The following is a 17,643-nucleotide window of genomic DNA, read 5'->3' as shown; positions in this document are numbered from 1 at the left end:
TAAAATGAATTTTATTAATCTTTCAAATTATTTTATGAGTACTGAAATACAAATTATTAACTATTGTAACGCTTCGTTAAATATCTCTTTTGTTATAACTTAGAAAACCTATCACAGAAAGAGCAATCCCTACTAGACTTAAACTAATCATTGGGAACCAAGCAATTTCTTCATTTGGCAGTTGAGGGATATGATGAAAAGCAGAAATGTTGTTTACCCATTCTGGAAATTCGAGTAAATTGCCAAGATAAATGACAAAAATGGCAAAAGTCACATAGGTCCAAATCAAACCTGTTCTCTTAGGAAATGCTCCTACAAGTGCTGTTGTTAAACCTAAAACTACCCAAATAGCTGGGATATAGACCAGTCCCGATGCGATAACCGTTCCTGCACCAATGGTTGTCTTTATGACTTGACTTGCCGAAGCATACAACCCTAATCCAATCAGCAATTGCATCAGTACAGCCGTTAAAAATGCTATGGCGTAATAGCTTCCCATCACTTTATTTCGAGAAACCGCTCGACTATAAAAGTTTTCCGTTCGACCCATTCGTTCTTCTTTTTTCAATTTTAAAAAAACTGATACCGTTGGAACAGCAGAAAAGACAGACATAATACCCACCAATAATGTAATAAACTGTTCAGTCATAGAATCACTTAAGTCATCGGCTAAAATGATTTGAACCATTTCAAAGTCTGAGAAATAAGCTTCTAAATCGCCTAAAATCGAACCGAAAGCAACACTCATTAGAAAAATACCAATAGCCCATGAAATAATTGTTCCTTTTTCCAATCGCCACGTTAACCCAAATCGGCTTTTTAAAGCATTCGAAGCGTAAACTTTTCCTTTACGCTCAGGCAATAACCCGGCATTGATGTCCCTTTGCTGATTCAAATAGAAGGCACTCACTAATAAAATAGCCATCCCACTAATTAATGCACTAACTGGCCACCAGTCATTGTCGACAAATACCGCTGTTCGAACAGTCCAACCTAATGGAGAAACGAGTGACAGCACCTCATTGCTAACATCTCCAACAGCTCTTATGATGTAGGCAGTTATCAGTACAGCAAAAGAAATTCCTGTAGCGCCTCTCGATGTTGCAGCTAGCTGTGCTGCAACGGCGGTCACACCTGCAAAAAATAGCCCTGTGCTTGCAAGGATACCACCATATAGCAAAGCAGATTCCACACTAAACGCTTCGTGGTTAAATAACCCTAGACCTAGAGACAAAATCATAAACAATAGACTATTTACGATAATCATCATACTGATTGTTGCAGCTAAATATGCTAACCGCCCCACAGGCAATCCTAGAATCATTTCCAGCCGCCCTTCTTCTTCATCCATCCTCGTACTAGAACTGACTAATAAGATATTCATAACGCTAACTGCAATAGCTGAAAACAATAACATTTCACTTGCAAAAACGGCTCCTAAACTAAAATTCCCCACTTCATAAAGTGATCCTAACATGGCTATCATAGCTGGATTTTGCATTGTTAAACCAAATTCTATGATCTCTTTTTGGCCGGTATAAATGGTTGTATAGGCGGTTACTGTAGCGATTGAAACACCGATCAAACCGCTTAACCATAAACCGATTTTCACTCCATTTTGTTGGAAAAGCAGTCGCATGATCTGACCAGTTCCTTTGAACTGCTGAACAACCATCGCTAGACACCCCCTTGTAAGCCGCTTTGTTCCTGACTGTCCCCTTTGTAGTGGCGTATAAATAAATCTTCTAAAGTCGGGGGAGCACTTTCAAGTTTTAAAACACCAAATTGACTGATATGACGAATAACTTCTGCGAGTTCTTCGCTGTCTACCTGGAATACCCATCCCGTAGTTGTCTGGACAACATCATGCACACCTGTTAGCTCGAACAAATCCATCAAAGGTTCACTTGTTTCAATAGTTAATTTTGTTCGGGTCAAATGGCGCATCTCAGCTAATGTTCCCGTTTCAATGATTTCTCCTTCACGAATAATGGCTACCCGATCACACAGCTTTTCAACTTCGGACAGGATATGGCTCGACAACAATACACTCTTACCTTGTTGTTTCATCTCTAAAATAAGTTCTTGAAAAATACGCTCCATCAATGGATCCAAACCCGCAGTTGGTTCATCAAGAATATATAGGTCCGCTTCAGAAGCAAATGCAGCAATCAAGGCTATTTTTTGTCGATTCCCTTTCGAATAAGTGCGGCATTTTTTTGACGGGTCTAGTTTAAACAATTGAATCAATTCATCACGTCGGTTCTGATTTCCATTTCCGCGCATAGCTAAGAATAAATCAATTACTTCCCCACCGGTTAAATTAGGCCATAGATTAGCCTCACCTGAAACATATGCTACCCGTTTATGAATTTCTACAGCATCTTTCCAAGCGTCTTGCCCAAAAATCGTGACTTGTCCTTCACTTGGTTTCAACATCCCTAGTAAAACACGAATAGTCGTGGATTTTCCGGCACCATTGGGACCAATAAAGCCGTAGATCTCACCTTCATTTACAGAGAGATCGACGTTTTTTAAAGCAGTAAATTTCCCAAATCGTTTAGTTAAGCCTTTTACTTCTACTAAGCTCATTATTTTACGCCTCCTAATTAAAACAACTTCTAACTAATGGTACTGACCGTACATTTTTGTTCATCCTATTTTAGAAATTCAGCATCAATAACCGTTTCGGTTGTTTGTTGTAAAGACTCTTTAGAAATTTGATTTACTTGAGAGCTGTTAAGGGTATGTTGACTGGCAATTTTTTCGGTATAATCATCCAGCTGATAAATTCTAAAATCCTTTCTTAAATCCGTATCTTCGCTCTTATTGCCTGTATAATGCATCACTGTCGCATCCCATTTCACATTTTCAAGGGTTTTCTCTTCTTCAGCCATTACAAAATCAAAAGAGATCATACCGCCTAACATATTATTTTCAGTTCCCGTAGACATCGCGGAGAGAAAATTGCCCAATGAATAAACGACTAATGTCTGGTTCCCATTTTTCCCTTCTACCCACTCAATTGGTTGAATCACATGAGGATGAGTTCCAATCACTGCATCTACTTCTAAATCCGCAAACAATTGAGCATATTTTTTTTGAAACTCATTCGGTTCAAGCATGTGTTCATCGCCCCAATGAGCAGAGACAATAACGAAATCGCTGATTTGCTTTGCTCGTTCAATATCTTGAGTAATTAACGCTTCATCAAAGTAATTTAAACGATACGAAACATCAGGCTCAATTCCATTGGTTCCGTATGTATAGGCTAAAAAGGAAAACGTTACTCCATCACGCTCAATAACTGGTATCGCATCCCGTTCTTCTTGTGAATCAAACACTCCAGTAAAGACCATATTTTCTTGCTTATCCCATATTTCTAAAGTATTTATGACACCTTGTTTACCTTTGTCCAATGAATGATTGGATGCTCCATTTACTAAATCAAACCCTAAAGTATTTAAATTGTCTGCCATATCGCTAGGTGTATTAAAGGCTGGATAACCCGAGAAACCAAAATCATCTCCGCCCATCAAAGTTTCCTGATTAATAAAAGCTAAGTCTGCTGCTTCAATATCCTCAGCTACATTTTCAAACATAGGTTTAAAATCAAACGTCCCCTCTTCTAATTGTGCTTCTTCAAATATCACATTATGAATTAGGTTATCTCCTACTCCCATAAATGAGACTCTTTTTTCTTCACTAGCTTGATGTTCCGCTTGTATAGATGACTCGCTTGATGAAACCTGTTCTGAATTTTCTTCAATTGGTTTCTCAACAGATGACTTTGCACATCCGCTTACCACTAATGCTGTTACTAACCATCCAATTTTCTTCATGGTATCCCTCTTTCTTTGAATCTACCTAAACCCATTCCACATATAAATCGTAAGCGTTCTAACACTTAATGTAAAGCCTGATGAACCCATATATGAATAGAAAAACAAACTACTAATTTCTTAAAATATTTCATCCTTTTTGATACTTTGGCAACTCTATTTTTTATCAACTCAGACTAAAGACGGTCGCTGAATGCTGTTCAACATGTTACACTATTTAATGCTAATCTTATGGAACAAAGAGAAAGAGGAGACACTATTAAATGAGAAAATTTAAAACTTACATTCAAAAATTTATGATTGGCAGATATGGCGTAGATAAACTTTCAACTTATTTGCTTTATGGAGGACTGGCTGTTGTTGTCTTAGCTAACTTATTCAATTGGTCAATCATTGGCTTACTCGGCTGGGCAGCTATTATTCTTGGTTACTATCGAACATTTTCTCGCAATCGGACAAAACGGTATCAGGAAAACCAAAAATTTTTAGCATCCACTCGTCAATTTACTAGGAGTTGGAACCAAAAGCGAAATAAATTTCTGCAACGAAAAGTTTACAAGTATTACGCTTGTCCCAACTGTCATAAAAAATTGCGCGTACCGAGAAACAAAGGAAAAATCAGTATCAAATGTCCACACTGCAAAGAGCAATTCATCAAAAAAACTTAGTCAGTAGCAACCTCTATCTTAGAAATGGAGCCTTCTTTATAGCTTATCGTTGATTTGCGATAACTTGTAAGAAGACTCTTTTTTTTGCAAAAAAAATTGAGCGACACCCTTTATTCGTATTATATTCTTTTTTTTTATTCAGAATTATGCAAATATTTAGGTTAAATCATACATTTTCTTGTATAAACGTGTTATCCTATTAAAATAAGGTTAACTAAATTAGATTAAGGAGTGTTTATAGTGAGAAATTCATATAAATTAGCAGCTACAATGAGTACCGCATTTTTATTAACTGCATGCGGTGGAAATGGAGATTCTTCAAATTCAACGAGCGGTGATTCTTCAGGCACTACCTCTGGAGAACAAGTCGTTAATTATACTGCCCCTACAGAGTTATCTACCATGGATACGGCTTTAATCACCGATATCAATAGTTCAAATTATTTAGGACATGTTATTGAAGGATTATTACGTATTGATGAAGAAGGAAATCCTGTCCCTGCTATTGCAGCTGACGAAGGAGTGATTTCAGAAGATGGACTTACATACACGTATACGCTTCGTGACGATGCTGTTTGGTCTAACGGCGATCCCGTTACAGCAAATGATTTCGTGTACGCTATGCAAAAATTAGTCGATCCTGATACTGGTGCTTCTTATAGTTATCTAGCAGAAACGATTGAAAATGCACCTGAAATCATGGCTGGTGAAGCAGATGTCAGCGAACTTGGCGTTACAGCTAATGGCGATCATGAAATTACCTTTAACCTAACGCAACCAACGCCTTACTTTGAATTCTTGTTAGCTTTTACAGCTTTCTTCCCTCAAAATGAAGCCTTTGTTGAAGAACAAGGAGATAATTATGGAACTTCTAGTGAAGCCTTGCTCGCTAATGGTCCATTTACATTAGAAAATTGGGATGGCACAGGGCTAACTTGGGACTTAGTAAAAAATGATGACTACTATGCAGCTGATGAAGTAACGTTAGACGCAGTGAATGTTCAAGTTGTAAAAGAAACAAGTACTGCTGTTAATTTATTTGAAGGTGGACAAGCAGATAACGCTCAATTAACTGGAGAAATCGTTAAGCAATTTGCTGAAGATGAAAATGTTGTCGTTCAAAAGAAAGCTAGAACTTCTTATTTGGAATTCAACTGGGATAATGAATACTTGCAAAACGAAAAATTGAGAGAAGCTTTAGGATTAGTTATCAATACAGATGATTTAGTGAATACTGTTTTAGCGGATGGTTCAACTGAAATCGGCGGATTTTTGCCAGCTGATTTTGTAGCTGATCCAGCTACTGATGAAGATTTTACTGAAGAAGCAGGAACTTTCCTATCTTATGACACTGAGCGTGCTCAAGAGCTATGGGAAGAAGCCAAAGCTGAATTAGGCGTAGACAGTATCTCTTTATCTTTTGTTGGAGACGATGATGAAAAGAGCAAGCAAATCAGTCAATACATCCAAGGTCAAATTCAAAACAATTTGCCTGGTATCTCTATTGAGTTACGTAATGTACCTAAGAAGAACCGTCTTGCTCTAGCAGATAGTCGTGATTTTGATATCCTGCTTACTGGATGGGGTGCTGACTTTGCAGATGCCATCAACTTTATGGACCTGCTATACAGCGATTCTCCTTATAACGAAGGTGGATACGCAAATAGCGATTATGATGCTTTGATCGACCAAGCGAAAACCACAAATGCAAATGATGATGAAAAACGTTGGGAAAATCTCCAACAAGCTCATAAAGTCATAACTGACGACTTTGCCTTCATTCCTTTGTACCAAGAAGCCGAAACACAACTCCGCAATCCTTCTGTTGAAGGCATTATCTTCAATTCAGTTGGTGTAGAGTTTGACTTAAGTCGCGCTAGTGTTAAAAATTAATCAGTTGAAAACGAAAAAGTCGAAGAAATTTCCAAATCGGAAAATTTCTTCGACTTTTTTTATTACTATGTAAAACCTTGATTCTAATCTGATTGTCCATTTTGAGTATCTTTGATACTAACAAATAAAATAATTCTCCTAAATATCCTTATCAAAATAATCGAGTAACTTGACTTATAAAAATCTTTGAGCTAGCATAGGCTATGAAATGAATAAGACTTCTGTTAGGTGAGGCTCCTATATGGACACACGCTGCTGCCCAAAAACGTCGAGAGACACCAATGGGTCAACAGGAATAATCGAATTAAGGTTATTTTTAATGTAGCTGATGGGCAATCTACGCCATATAGTGCTAAAACTCAACGATGGAGAAAACGTTTTTTTGCTATGCAGAAAAATCTTCGTTTAAAATATGAAATTGTGTACCGTTTATTTAGAATGGCTATTCAAGCATATACTCTATCGTAGAATAGAGTATATGCTTTTTTCTTGTTTTATACTCCACAAAAACACTCTAGTTCTGAAGTTTTTGTGCATCATTTCATCGTAAGATACCAATCTATTAAGAAAGTGAGGTGAGTGGTATGGAAAAAAGTTCCAGTAATGATAGTCCAGATGATGGTTTTTGGAGAATAAAAGTAGGAATAAGTAAGCCTGCCATGAGCCTCTTCTTGGTTAGGAAAATCGTGCAGTAAAGCTTATTTCTTCTGGTAAGACAAAGGAGGAAATAATAATGACAAACAAAAATAAGTCTATTTATACAGAAAAAAAATCTAAAAACAACCAATTGAAGGAATTAGGTTACCTCAAAGAAGAAGCTGTTTTAAAACAGCTGAAGTCAAATGCGTCAGGATTAAGCAATCAAGAAGCGAAAAAACGTTTAGAAGAATTTGGGCTAAATGAAGTAGCAGCCCAAAAGCCTGTTTCTTGGTATCAATTAGTGTTTCAAGCATTTAAAGACCCTTTTATTTATGTTTTGACCCTTTTATTAGTCGTTTCAGCTGCCACCAAAGACTTTGAAGCCAGCATTGTGATGGCTATGATGATTTTATTTAGTGCTGGACTTCATTTCATTCAAGAATACCGTTCTCAAAAAGCTAGTTTAGCTTTGAAAGAACTGATTGAAACGACTTGCGCGGTGACTAGAGATGGTGTAACAAAAGAAATTCCAATCGACGAAGTGGTCCCTGGTGATATTGTCACTCTTTCAACTGGTGATTTGATTCCAGCAGACTCTCGTTTGATCTGGGCAAAAGATTTATTTGTTAATCAATCTTCAATGACTGGTGAATCTATGCCCATCGAAAAGCTTGCTTCTCTGAAAAAAGAAAAAGAAATTTCACAGTTGACCGCTTTAGATCTTCCCAATTTACTATTTATGGGTACTGATGTTTTAAGCGGCCAAGGTAAAGTTGTTGTTGTGAAAACTGGTGAAGATACTCTCTTTGGCGATATCGCTGCTCAATCTTCTAAGTCTAGAGGCGAAACGAGTTTTGACCGCGGAGTAAAAAATGTGAGTAAACTATTGATCCGATTTATGCTGGTTATGGTCCCTATCGTCTTTTTGATCAACGGAATCTCAAAAGGCGATTGGAGCGAAGCTTTCTTCTTCTCAATAGCCGTTGCCGTTGGCCTAACACCAGAAATGTTGCCAATGATTATTACCAGCAACCTTGCTAAAGGTGCGATTACGATGTCTAAGAAAAAAGTAATTGTTAAAGAATTAAATGCCATTCAAAACTTAGGTGCTATGGATGTTTTATGTACTGATAAAACAGGCACTATAACGGAAGACAAAGTTGTTTTAGTGCAACATGTTAACCCAGTTGGTGAAGAAAGTAATCGTGTTTTAGAATTAGCGTATATGAATTCCAATTACCAAACCGGTTGGAAAAATGTGATGGATCATGCTGTGATTGAATATTTCAATGAGAACCGTGAAGAAAATGAATTAGAAAAAATCGAGAAGATCGATGAAATCCCTTTTGATTTTTCAAGACGACGCCTAACAGTCGCTGTTAAAGCAGGCGATCAGCAATTGATGATCACAAAGGGTGCCGTAGAAGAAATGTTGAAAGTTTGTCGCTATGTAGAATTAAACAATGAAATTATTCCATTAACTCCTGAGCTACAAAAAACGATGGAAGAAATCAGCATCAAGATGAATAAAGAAGGTATGCGTGCCCTTGGTGTTGCGTATAAACAAAACGTTTATGATTCAGCTGTCTATTCCATTAAAGACGAGTCTGATATGATCCTTATTGGTTTTATGGGATTCTTAGATCCGCCAAAACAATCTTCTATCACAGCTATTAAATCGCTTCATGAACATGGTGTGAATGTAAAAGTATTGACTGGCGATAATGAGATCGTTGCTCAAAAAATCTGCAAAGATGTCGGAATCCAAGTCGATCGAGCAATCCTTGGAACGGAACTTGAATCCATGACAGATACTGAATTGATGGACGCTACAGAAGAAGTGAATCTTTTTGCTAAATTAAACCCCACCCAAAAAGCTCGGATCATTGAGCTGTTACAACAAAAAGGACACACTGTTGGATTTATGGGCGACGGAATCAATGATGCACCAGCACTGAGAACAGCTGATGTAGGCATCTCCGTTGATACTGCAGCCGATATTACTAAAGAAGCCAGTTCAATTATTCTTTTGGAAAAAAGTTTGACGGTTTTAGAAGATGGTGTTTTAGAAGGTCGGACTGTTTTTGGAAACATGATGAAATACATCAAGATGACAATCAGTTCAAACTTTGGAAATGTGTTTAGTGTCTTAGTAGCCAGTGCCTTTCTACCATTTTTGCCCATGCTTTCGATTCAACTCTTAGTACAAAATCTTATTTATGATGTTGCGCAATTAACAATTCCTTGGGATAAAATGGATCCTGAAGACCTAATGAAACCTGCTAAATGGGGAACGTCAGATTTATTGAAATTTACATTTAGTATTGGTCCAATCAGTTCTATTTTTGATATTCTAACCTTTATCTTAATGTGGTTTGTTTTCCAAGCCAATACCGTCCAATACGCTGCACTATTCCATTCTGGTTGGTTTGTGATTGGCTTGATCACTCAAACCGTTGTCGTGCATGTTATCAGAACGAAAAAAGTTCCATTTATCCAAAGTAGAGCCAGCATGAGTGTAACACTCTCAACACTTGCTGTTGTAGCAGCCGCAGTATTGATTCCAGGCAGCACATTCGGAACATTTTTTGACTTTGTAGCACTGCCAGCAACTTACTGGAAATGGATGATACTAATTGTCCTATCCTATATTGCAATGGTACAAGTAGTCAAATCTATTTATATCAGCATTAATAAACAATGGTTATAGTATTAAAAAAACATAGTAAAAAAGGAGTGAGATCATGATCTCACTCCTTTTTTACTATGAATGATAATATACTTTTCTACAAAAAATGTGACGCAATTAGTTAATCAACCTACTCTATAGATTGATTAACCTGGTAACGTTGCGAATCTTTTCAAACATACTTTACTCTATTATAACTATTTCAGTCTTTTGTTTCGCCAAGTAGTTCTTGTTTACTTCTGGAATAAAACTGGCCAATCCGTTTTCGATCAATCTCTGCTGAAAGACTTCAGGTTTAAAACTATGCCACGGTATGGTTTGTTTCGCACCCACTATTTCTGCAATTGTAAGCAAGTCTTCTCTAGTGGCATGACCGCTCGTCCCCATTTGGATAAAAGAAAACTGATGCATTTCTAAAAAATGCAGTAATTCTGCGTAACGCTTATCATAATCACCTAGAGGTTCCCCGTTACTATGGACATAATTGCCTTTATTAAAATAAGTCACAGTCTCTTTATTTTTATAGCTATTTTGTAAAACATAGTGTGACGGATGTTGTGTCAAATCTTGTAAAGTTACTATTTCTTGTACATATTCTTTTACTTCTATTTGATCACTTTCCAGAATACGCCATTTCTTTTCAGGATAAAAAGCATGCAGTACTTCTGCATATGCCGATTCAAAAACCATTTTACGTCCATATAATTCTGTTTCTTCAGCAATTGATTTTATGCGCTCGACATTCCGAATATAAGGATTATATAAAATGATCGAATCAGGATCATCTTGCAACAATTCTCCCCACTTTTGAAGCAGTTCCTTTTCAGAAACAGGTTCTTCTGATGCTTGCTTTTTTTCACCATCAAAGCTAAAAGAGGTTCCTTCCAAAAGAAGCACATCCGGACTCCATACCTTTGCTTCATTTGCCCATTTAATGATTCGCTCAGGATGTTCCCCATTTAAACGAACATCTCCAGAGTGAATCAATTTCAATTCGTTTGTTTCAATAAAAAATGCACTGCAACCGACTGAATCGTGATCGCTCCATTTAGGCGTAACCGTAATATCGCTAACTTGAACTGCTGTATCAAAATCAAACAGTCGTATATCTGCTTTGCTGGGATTTTCTTCACCGACTCTAATTAACACATCATACAAGCGGTATGCTTCTTCAGAAAGGTAAACTACAGTTCCTTCTGGTAAATATTGCAATCCCCCCATATGGTCCAAATGCAAGTGAGAGATAAATAGTGTTGTCTTAAAAGTTGATTCATTGACAGATGCCAATTTTATTTTTTTGAACGACTCAGTCTCATAGAGGTAGGGTATTGAAGGCAATTGGTTAGTCGCAAGGAGAAATTCCAGTTCAGATAAAGTTTCATCTACCTGTCCAGTATCTCCACCAACGCTCAAGCCAAAGTCGCATATGACTCTGGCTTGGTCTGTTTGGACTTCCATGATATTGCCGCCAATGGTGTGTAAACCACTCCAAAATCGGTATTGTGTCATGTTTAAGTCTCCTCTTTAATTCTTATTAGTTGAAATGATTTCTTCTGTCTTCTTATTCAGTTCCGTTAACGCTTCTTGTTCATCTGCATCATTTACTAAAACATCATCCATCGTGTTCAATAACTCATTACGGTATTCGCCATATCCAACAAATGAAGGTGCAGAGATTCCATAGTCTAATTCAAGAGTTGCTGCTTCTGCTGTTGGGTTTTCTTCTAAATAGGTTTTGTATTCTGGAACTTCTAAAGCAGCTTTACTAATCGGGACATAACCTGTTTCCATAGACCAGAAAGCTGTATTTTCAGGTTCTAATAAGAAGCTTAGGAACGCAACTGCAGCTTCTTGTTCTTCTTCAGTAGCAGAAGAAAAGACACCTAAATCATTACCTGCAAAAATGGTTAAAGGAGTATCATTGTATGTTGGCAGTTCAGCAGTGTTCCAGTTGATTCCATTTTCTTCAGCTACAGGTCCAACATGTGCTAATCCAGCACTAGATCCAATGTACAAAGCACTTTCCCCACGTGCAAATGGGCCTGAGAAGAAACCATCTTCGCCAGCTGTGCGAGCATGACCGTCATCAATCAATCCCATTAAAAATTCAAGAGTTTCAACACTTTCAGGAGAATCAATATCAACTTCTAATGTTTCACCATCAATGAATGTTGAACCATTTTGACGCGCCATCGTTTCATATTCCATCTCAAAGGCATTTTCAAGTCCCATGGCAATACTGTCATCTCCAGCAGCAACCATTTTTTCACCTAAGGCTTTTACATCTTCCCAAGTAGTCGGTACTTCTACCCCATATTCATCCAATAAATCTTGGTTGTAGTACATGACACGCGTTGACTTTGAAAAAGGCATAGCATAAGTTTGCTCATTGTACACAGAACTTTTCATAAATCCTGGGTAGATATCATCCAATTCTTCTTGTGTAAAGCCATTTTCCCCTGTTAGAATATCATCCAGTGGTAAAAGCAATTCGTTGGTCGCCAAATCCGGTACTAAACCAGGAGTTAGTTGAGACAATGTAGGAAGATCTCCCGAAACACCAGAGGCCATAATGGACTGTTCAAGCGTTTCATAGTCCCCTTGGTTCATTTCTTCTACGGTATACAATTCTTGTGATTCATTAAATTCTTCCGTCAAAGCTGTAATGGCTTCTTGGTGAGGGCCATTCATCGCATGCCAAAAAGTAATCTCAGTTTCTTCTGTACCTTCAGTTGCTTTAGTTGATCCCCCTGCATCTGCTTCTTCATTTCCTGTTCCACAAGCGGCCAATAAAAGACTGCTTGAAAGCAGTAAACCTGTACCAAATGTTAACCAATTCCTTTTTTTGCTCATCTGTCATTCTCCTCTAATTCTATTTTTTAAATTGCATAAACCCTCTATAAATTACCCTTTTAATCCACTTTTTGAAATCCCCATAATGATGTATTTTTGGAGAAAAAGATACACAATGACCATTGGAATAACCACAATCGTTGCAGCCGCCATCAAAAGTTCGTATTGCGTTCCAGCTTCAGTCGTAAAAGCCTGCAGACCAACCGGCAATGTACGTAATGCACGATCATTGGTCACAATCAAAGGCCACATAAATGCATTCCAACTTCCAATAATTTTCAAAATGGTAATGGCTACAATTGACGATTTAGCCAACGGAACCATTATCGTCCATAAAAAGCGAAAATCACTACAGCCATCTACTTTAGCTGCATAATGCAATTCTTTTGGAACTGATTGAAAACTTTGCTTCAGCATAAATACCGAAAAAACACTTGCTAGATAGGGAACGATCAGCGCCGCATATGTATTGATCAATCCCATGTTGGATAGTGTCACAAAATTAGGAATGATCAAGATTTCACCAGGGACCATCATCGTCGCAATCAGTAATGTGAACAACATATTTTTGCCATAAAATTCAATTTTAGCAAAGGCAAAAGCAGCCAAAATCGTTGTGCTTAGTTCTCCCACCGTAGAAAGCACGGTAACAAACACACTGTTCAAAAAATAACGGCCAAATGGTGCTGCCTCGAAAGCTTCTGCGTAATTTCCTATCTGTAAGATATCAGGTATCCAAACCGGTGGCATAGCAACCGTTTCTCCTGGAGTCTTCAAGGATGTAGAAACCATCCAAATAAAGGGAATCAACATCGTTGCTGCTCCTAAAACCAACAAAATATAAAGGATGCTTTTTTTAACTTTACTCCCTACATCTGTGTTCTCACGTTCTTTTGAAAAATCTGCCAAAAGTGAACGCGATACTTTTGGGATAGCTTTATTGGATAATTCCTTCATCTTTTTTCTCCTCTCTTAGTAGTGAACAAATTTCTTATTGTATGCCATCTGAACGAGCGTAACCACTAAGATAATTAGGAACAACACAATTCCAGCGGCTGCGGCAACACCGTATTGGTATTCGGTATAAAACTTTTCATAAATATAATAAACCACTGTCAAAGCTGAATTCCCTGGTCCAGGTCGTCCTTGAAAAAGCGAATACACTTCGTCAAATACTTTGAAGCTACTGATAACTCCCATAACTGTCACCAAAAACGTCGTTGGTCCTAGCAATGGAACTGTGATATTAGTAAACCGTTGCAAATCAGAGGCTCCATCAACCTTAGCTGCCGAGTAATAGCCTTTGTCAATATTGTTCAATCCTACGAGAAACAGAATAATATTGAAGCCTAGTCCTTTCCAGATAGCCATAATAACCAATGCCAACATGGAATATTTTGGATCCGTTATCCAATTGATTGGGTCCACTCCGAATAGTCCTAGAAAATAATTCATCAAGCCATATCTGGAATGGTAAATCCAATTCCAGACAATTGAGATAGCGACCGTACTGGTAACAAATGGCAAGAAATAAATAGACCTAAAAAATCCTGATAAAAACTGTACATTATGTAGGAGTAATGCAATACCCAGTGAAAGCATGATCGATAAAGGTACGACACCCAGTACAAAAATAAAGGTATTTTTGATTGCCAAAAAGAAATTTGGATCATTAAAAATCTGGATAAAATTGTCCCAACCATAAGCGTAGACCACATCTTGATAAAAATTGTAATCAGAGTAAAAACTCATAGCGAGTGATTTAAGGATCGGATAGATATTAAAGACTCCGATAATAGCTATCATTGGAGCAATGTAAGCCCACGCTCGCAAGGTGCTTTTCAGTGTCGGTTTTTCAATCATCCAATAACAGCCTCCTCCAACACCATCGTATTCCCTTGTTTATCAAAATGCAGAATATCTTGTACATCTGCTGTCAAATGAAGAATATCTCCTTCTATATAATTTCCAGAAAGATTGGTAGCAATGACTTCTTTCTCTCCACATTTGATTTTAATAGACGTATCTTTCCCTACTCGTTCAATATGTCGAATCTGACCGCTAATAAAGCCTTGCGATTCATTTGCAGCTTCTTTAAAATTCTCTGCACGAACTCCAATAGAATGGAAAGTTGGATTAAAACTCAAAGAGCTAGATAATTTAGACCAATTGACTTGTTGTTCATCCACAGAAAAGGTATTGATGATTGGAGTTCCCAAAAACTTCGCTACAAATAGATTAACTGGACGTTCATACAGTGGCTGTGGCTCACTTATTTGCTGAATGGCTCCGTCATTTAAAACCATCACTTGATCAGAGATACTTAACGCTTCTTCTTGATCATGTGTAACAAAAACAGTCGTCACATTTGTTTCTTGTTGTATGCGGCGAATCTCTTCTCGCATTTCAATTCTCAATCGTGCATCCAAATTCGATAACGGCTCATCCATCAGTAGTATAGAAGGTTCTTTAGCTAACGCACGTGCGATTGCTACCCGTTGCTGCTGTCCTCCTGAGAGCTGTTTCGGTTTTTTATCCACATGATCTTGTATTTTAACCAATTTCGCCAAATCCATCGCTCTGGTTATTCGTTCATTTTTAGACATTTTTGCCATTTTTAAAGGAAACATGATATTTTCTAATACAGATAAATGAGGGTATAACGCATAATTCTGAAAAACCATTCCTACTTTTCGTTTTACAGCATCAGCTTTAGTCACTTCTTTTTCACCAAAATAGATTTTTCCTTCTGAAGGTGTGGTCAGTCCAGAAATCAACATCAATGTCGTTGACTTTCCACAACCGCTTGGCCCAAGTATCGAAACCAAGGAGTGTTCAGGGATAACAAAATTGATATTTTGGAGCACATTTTTTTCTCCATAAGCCATTGTAATATCTTCAAATTTAACCTGCACAAAATTCCCTCCGTTGCTATTAAACTTCCTGTTTCTTACTTTTCTACTCTAGCATAGGCATGTAGATTCTATGTAAATGCTCCGTAAATTCCGAATATTTTTTTTAAAGTTTATGTAAATTGGATAGGATGGGTTTAAACACTAGTCATTTCACCCACTCAAATAGAATCTAGTTCTGAGTTGATAGAACTAAGGCTCGTTGTGTCAACTCAAACGGAAAACGGTTTTGAGTTGGTCGAACTAAGGCTCGTTGTATCAACTCAAACGAAAAACCGACTTGAGTTACTCGATCTAAAGCTTGTTGTGTCAACTCAAATGAAAAACCGTTTTGAGTTAGTCGAACTAAAGCTCGTTGCGTCAACTCAAATGAAAAACAATTCTGAGTTACTCGAACTAAAGCTCGTTGTGCCAACACAAATAGAATCCTGTTCTCAGTTAACTACACAATAAAAAAAGGATTTGAGAAGCTAGCCTTAAATCCTTTTTTTATTGTGCTATACTAAAACCTTCAAGTTTCACAAAGTGCTTATAGATGAATTGGGAGGTTTTTTTATGGATGAAACAACATTTAGTGAATTAGTTGAACGCTCTAAAAAATTACGAGCACGTTACCATGAGTTGGAGATAAAGCACCATGAGGACATTTGGACTGTTGAAGAAGATGCATTAGCATTTCTGACCGATGCTGGTTTAGTTGGACGTTTGACTATGGCCCAACAAGAACGTTGGCCTAGTAGCTCAACAAACGAAACCGATTTAGAGTTAAAAATTGGTGAAACTATGTGGTGGTTGATTGTTTTAGCTGAAAGAATGAACATTAATAGCTCTGAATCTTTAGAAAACTTTTTATCCACCACTGAAAAAAGATTAGAAAAATAATTCACTAAGTCATCAAAAAAATACCCGCTCCCCTTGCAACATTAAGGGTAACGAGTATTTTTTTCTTACATTTCTCTTGCTAATTTTTCGCCATTCAATACAACATCATACGTAATCTCAGCCTTTAAGGAATTAGAAACCGTACAGTATTTTTCTTCACTTAAGCGAATAGCACGCCAGATTTTGTCGCTGTTCACTGTGCCGTCTACTACAAAGGTAACACTCATAGCGGTAAAGTCTTTAGGAGCTTCTTCTCTGCGAGTTCCATCAGTAATAATTTCGAGTTTCTCGATTTTATCCAAATGCGGATTCAAAACCATGGTTGCATCAATTCCGATGCAGCCTGCCAAAGAAGCCAACAACATTTCTGTTGGTGTTGCGCCCTCTCCTACTCCGCCATAAGCTGGTGTAGCATCCATCTTAAGTTCATAACCTGAATCGCCTTTAGCGGTAAACTTACGACCTTTATTCCATGTTGTTGTTACAATCATCGTTTTACCCCTTCTCTATGTTCTAATTCTTCCATTTTTAAAAACCTTCTAGCACGCTCTGTTTTTGGTTGTGTAAAAAAAGCTTCTGGATCATTTTGTTCAACAATAATACCGTCTGCCATAAAAATCACACGATCTGCCACTTCACGTGCAAATTGCATTTCATGTGTCACGATAACCATTGTTCGACCTTCTTTAGCTAATTCTTTGATGACTGTCAAAACTTCATCGACTAATTCAGGATCCAATGAAGATGTTGGCTCGTCGAATAACATTACGGTTGGATCCATAGCTAACGCACGCGAAATGGCTACACGCTGTTGTTGTCCACCCGATAATCTAGAAGGAAATTCATCTTTTTTATCTGATAATCCTACTTGTTCCAACATTTTTTCGCCAAGTTGGTTTGCTTTAGTTTTATCCATTTTCTTAACAGTAATCAACGCTTCCGTTACATTTCCCAATGCCGTTTTATGGGGATACAAGTTAAATTGTTGAAAAACCATTCCTGTATGCAAACGTGCTTCACGAACTTTTTTGGTGCGCTCTTTTTTAGACTGCTCAGCGTTCATAACAACGCCGTTTACTTCAATGCTTCCAGCTGTTAGTTCTTCAAGACCATTCATGCAACGCAGTAAGGTGCTTTTTCCAGATCCACTAGGTCCCAAAATAACCACAACTTCACCTGAACTAATTTGCAAATCAATAGCCTTTAAGACTTCTAATGCTCCAAACGATTTTACTAATCCATTTATTTTAATCATGTTAATCCCT

Annotated in this window: 15 protein-coding genes and 1 riboswitch; of the genes, 4 read left to right on the top strand and 11 right to left on the bottom strand. The window is 37.5% G+C overall.

Annotation, left to right across the window (positions count from 1 at the left end):
- Positions 1-76: 76 nt before the first annotated feature.
- From ABS916_RS07125 to ABS916_RS07115, 3 genes are all read right to left on the bottom strand, one after another.
- Complete coding sequence (locus ABS916_RS07125) at positions 77-1,675, bottom strand: ABC transporter permease (RefSeq protein WP_350451218.1); 1,599 nt, start codon at positions 1,673-1,675, stop codon at positions 77-79.
- 2 nt (positions 1,676-1,677) lie between these two features.
- Positions 1,678-2,595, bottom strand: a complete 918-nt coding sequence (locus tag ABS916_RS07120) for an ABC transporter ATP-binding protein (RefSeq protein ID WP_350451259.1) — start codon at positions 2,593-2,595, stop codon at positions 1,678-1,680.
- A 62-nt stretch (positions 2,596-2,657) separates the two neighbouring features.
- Positions 2,658-3,842, bottom strand: coding sequence for a CapA family protein (locus ABS916_RS07115; RefSeq protein WP_350451217.1), 1,185 nt, complete (start codon positions 3,840-3,842; stop codon positions 2,658-2,660).
- A 263-nt stretch (positions 3,843-4,105) separates the two neighbouring features.
- On the opposite strand from ABS916_RS07115, the gene ABS916_RS07110 reads away from it, so the two are divergent.
- The 3 genes from ABS916_RS07110 to mgtA all read left to right on the top strand — a co-directional run bounded on the left by ABS916_RS07110 (position 4,106) and on the right by mgtA (position 9,752).
- Positions 4,106-4,510 carry a hypothetical protein gene (locus ABS916_RS07110; RefSeq protein WP_350451216.1) on the top strand — a complete coding sequence of 135 codons (405 nt, stop codon included), beginning with the start codon at positions 4,106-4,108 and terminating at the stop codon, positions 4,508-4,510.
- Between the two features lie 240 nt (positions 4,511-4,750).
- A complete protein-coding gene (locus ABS916_RS07105; RefSeq protein ID WP_350451215.1) occupies positions 4,751-6,403 on the top strand; it encodes a peptide ABC transporter substrate-binding protein in 1,653 nt (550 codons plus the stop codon).
- Between the two features lie 213 nt (positions 6,404-6,616).
- Positions 6,617-6,782, top strand: a riboswitch (M-box (ykoK) riboswitch).
- 354 nt (positions 6,783-7,136) lie between these two features.
- Positions 7,137-9,752 carry a magnesium-translocating P-type ATPase gene (gene mgtA, locus ABS916_RS07100; RefSeq protein ID WP_350451214.1) on the top strand — a complete coding sequence of 872 codons (2,616 nt, stop codon included), beginning with the start codon at positions 7,137-7,139 and terminating at the stop codon, positions 9,750-9,752.
- 162 nt (positions 9,753-9,914) lie between these two features.
- Here mgtA and ABS916_RS07095 read toward each other — a convergent pair whose 3' ends face one another.
- From ABS916_RS07095 to ABS916_RS07070, 6 genes are all read right to left on the bottom strand, one after another.
- A complete protein-coding gene (locus ABS916_RS07095; protein ID WP_350451213.1) occupies positions 9,915-11,240 on the bottom strand; it encodes an MBL fold metallo-hydrolase in 1,326 nt (441 codons plus the stop codon).
- 15 nt (positions 11,241-11,255) lie between these two features.
- On the bottom strand, positions 11,256-12,584 hold the full coding sequence (locus ABS916_RS07090) for an ABC transporter substrate-binding protein (protein WP_350451212.1): 1,329 nt from the start codon (positions 12,582-12,584) through the stop codon (positions 11,256-11,258).
- 51 nt (positions 12,585-12,635) lie between these two features.
- Positions 12,636-13,397, bottom strand: a complete 762-nt coding sequence (locus tag ABS916_RS07085) for a carbohydrate ABC transporter permease (RefSeq protein ID WP_350451258.1) — start codon at positions 13,395-13,397, stop codon at positions 12,636-12,638.
- Positions 13,398-13,556: 159 nt separating this feature from the next.
- Positions 13,557-14,447: a carbohydrate ABC transporter permease gene (locus ABS916_RS07080; RefSeq protein ID WP_350451211.1), complete on the bottom strand. Its 891-nt coding sequence runs from the start codon at positions 14,445-14,447 to the stop codon at positions 13,557-13,559.
- A complete protein-coding gene (locus ABS916_RS07075; protein WP_350451210.1) occupies positions 14,444-15,499 on the bottom strand; it encodes an ABC transporter ATP-binding protein in 1,056 nt (351 codons plus the stop codon). The genes ABS916_RS07080 and ABS916_RS07075 overlap by 4 nt, the downstream gene beginning before the upstream one ends.
- A 169-nt stretch (positions 15,500-15,668) precedes the next feature.
- Entirely contained in the window at positions 15,669-15,914 is a 246-nt protein-coding gene (locus tag ABS916_RS07070; protein WP_350451209.1) for a hypothetical protein, read from the bottom strand.
- A gap of 137 nt (positions 15,915-16,051) precedes the next feature.
- Between ABS916_RS07070 and ABS916_RS07065 the strand changes: the two genes are divergently transcribed.
- Positions 16,052-16,378: a nucleoside triphosphate pyrophosphohydrolase family protein gene (locus ABS916_RS07065; protein WP_350451208.1), complete on the top strand. Its 327-nt coding sequence runs from the start codon at positions 16,052-16,054 to the stop codon at positions 16,376-16,378.
- 65 nt (positions 16,379-16,443) lie between these two features.
- Here the strand turns inward: ABS916_RS07065 and ABS916_RS07060 are convergent, their stop codons facing one another.
- The gene (locus ABS916_RS07060; protein ID WP_350451207.1) at positions 16,444-16,869 is read right to left on the bottom strand and encodes an OsmC family protein; all 426 of its coding nucleotides are present in this window, start codon (positions 16,867-16,869) and stop codon (positions 16,444-16,446) included.
- Entirely contained in the window at positions 16,866-17,633 is a 768-nt protein-coding gene (locus ABS916_RS07055) for an amino acid ABC transporter ATP-binding protein (protein WP_350451206.1), read from the bottom strand. Before ABS916_RS07055 ends, ABS916_RS07060 begins: the two co-directional genes overlap by 4 nt.
- Positions 17,634-17,643 lie beyond the last annotated feature (10 nt).

Origin of the sequence: Carnobacterium sp., assembly GCF_040274945.1 — a bacterium.
In the GTDB taxonomy this organism is placed as follows: Bacteria; Bacillota; Bacilli; order Lactobacillales; family Carnobacteriaceae; genus Carnobacterium_B.
Note: the sequence above shows the minus strand (reverse complement) of the source record. Positions and strands in the feature narration are given on the sequence as shown.

What these genes read in the sequence shown, in the direction of transcription:
- ABS916_RS07090 (WP_350451212.1), bottom strand. Translation starts at nt 12,584, where the DNA reads ATGAGCAAAAAAAGGAATTGGTTAACATTTGGTACAGGTTTACTGCTT.
- ABS916_RS07110 (WP_350451216.1), top strand. Translation starts at nt 4,106, where the DNA reads ATGAGAAAATTTAAAACTTACATTCAAAAATTTATGATTGGCAGATAT.
- ABS916_RS07065 (WP_350451208.1), top strand. Translation starts at nt 16,052, where the DNA reads ATGGATGAAACAACATTTAGTGAATTAGTTGAACGCTCTAAAAAATTA.
- ABS916_RS07060 (WP_350451207.1), bottom strand. Translation starts at nt 16,869, where the DNA reads ATGATTGTAACAACAACATGGAATAAAGGTCGTAAGTTTACCGCTAAA.
- ABS916_RS07115 (WP_350451217.1), bottom strand. Translation starts at nt 3,842, where the DNA reads ATGAAGAAAATTGGATGGTTAGTAACAGCATTAGTGGTAAGCGGATGT.
- ABS916_RS07125 (WP_350451218.1), bottom strand. Translation starts at nt 1,675, where the DNA reads ATGGTTGTTCAGCAGTTCAAAGGAACTGGTCAGATCATGCGACTGCTT.
- mgtA (WP_350451214.1), top strand. Translation starts at nt 7,137, where the DNA reads ATGACAAACAAAAATAAGTCTATTTATACAGAAAAAAAATCTAAAAAC.
- ABS916_RS07085 (WP_350451258.1), bottom strand. Translation starts at nt 13,397, where the DNA reads ATGTTGATTCCCTTTATTTGGATGGTTTCTACATCCTTGAAGACTCCA.
- ABS916_RS07080 (WP_350451211.1), bottom strand. Translation starts at nt 14,447, where the DNA reads ATGATTGAAAAACCGACACTGAAAAGCACCTTGCGAGCGTGGGCTTAC.
- ABS916_RS07055 (WP_350451206.1), bottom strand. Translation starts at nt 17,633, where the DNA reads ATGATTAAAATAAATGGATTAGTAAAATCGTTTGGAGCATTAGAAGTC.
- ABS916_RS07095 (WP_350451213.1), bottom strand. Translation starts at nt 11,240, where the DNA reads ATGACACAATACCGATTTTGGAGTGGTTTACACACCATTGGCGGCAAT.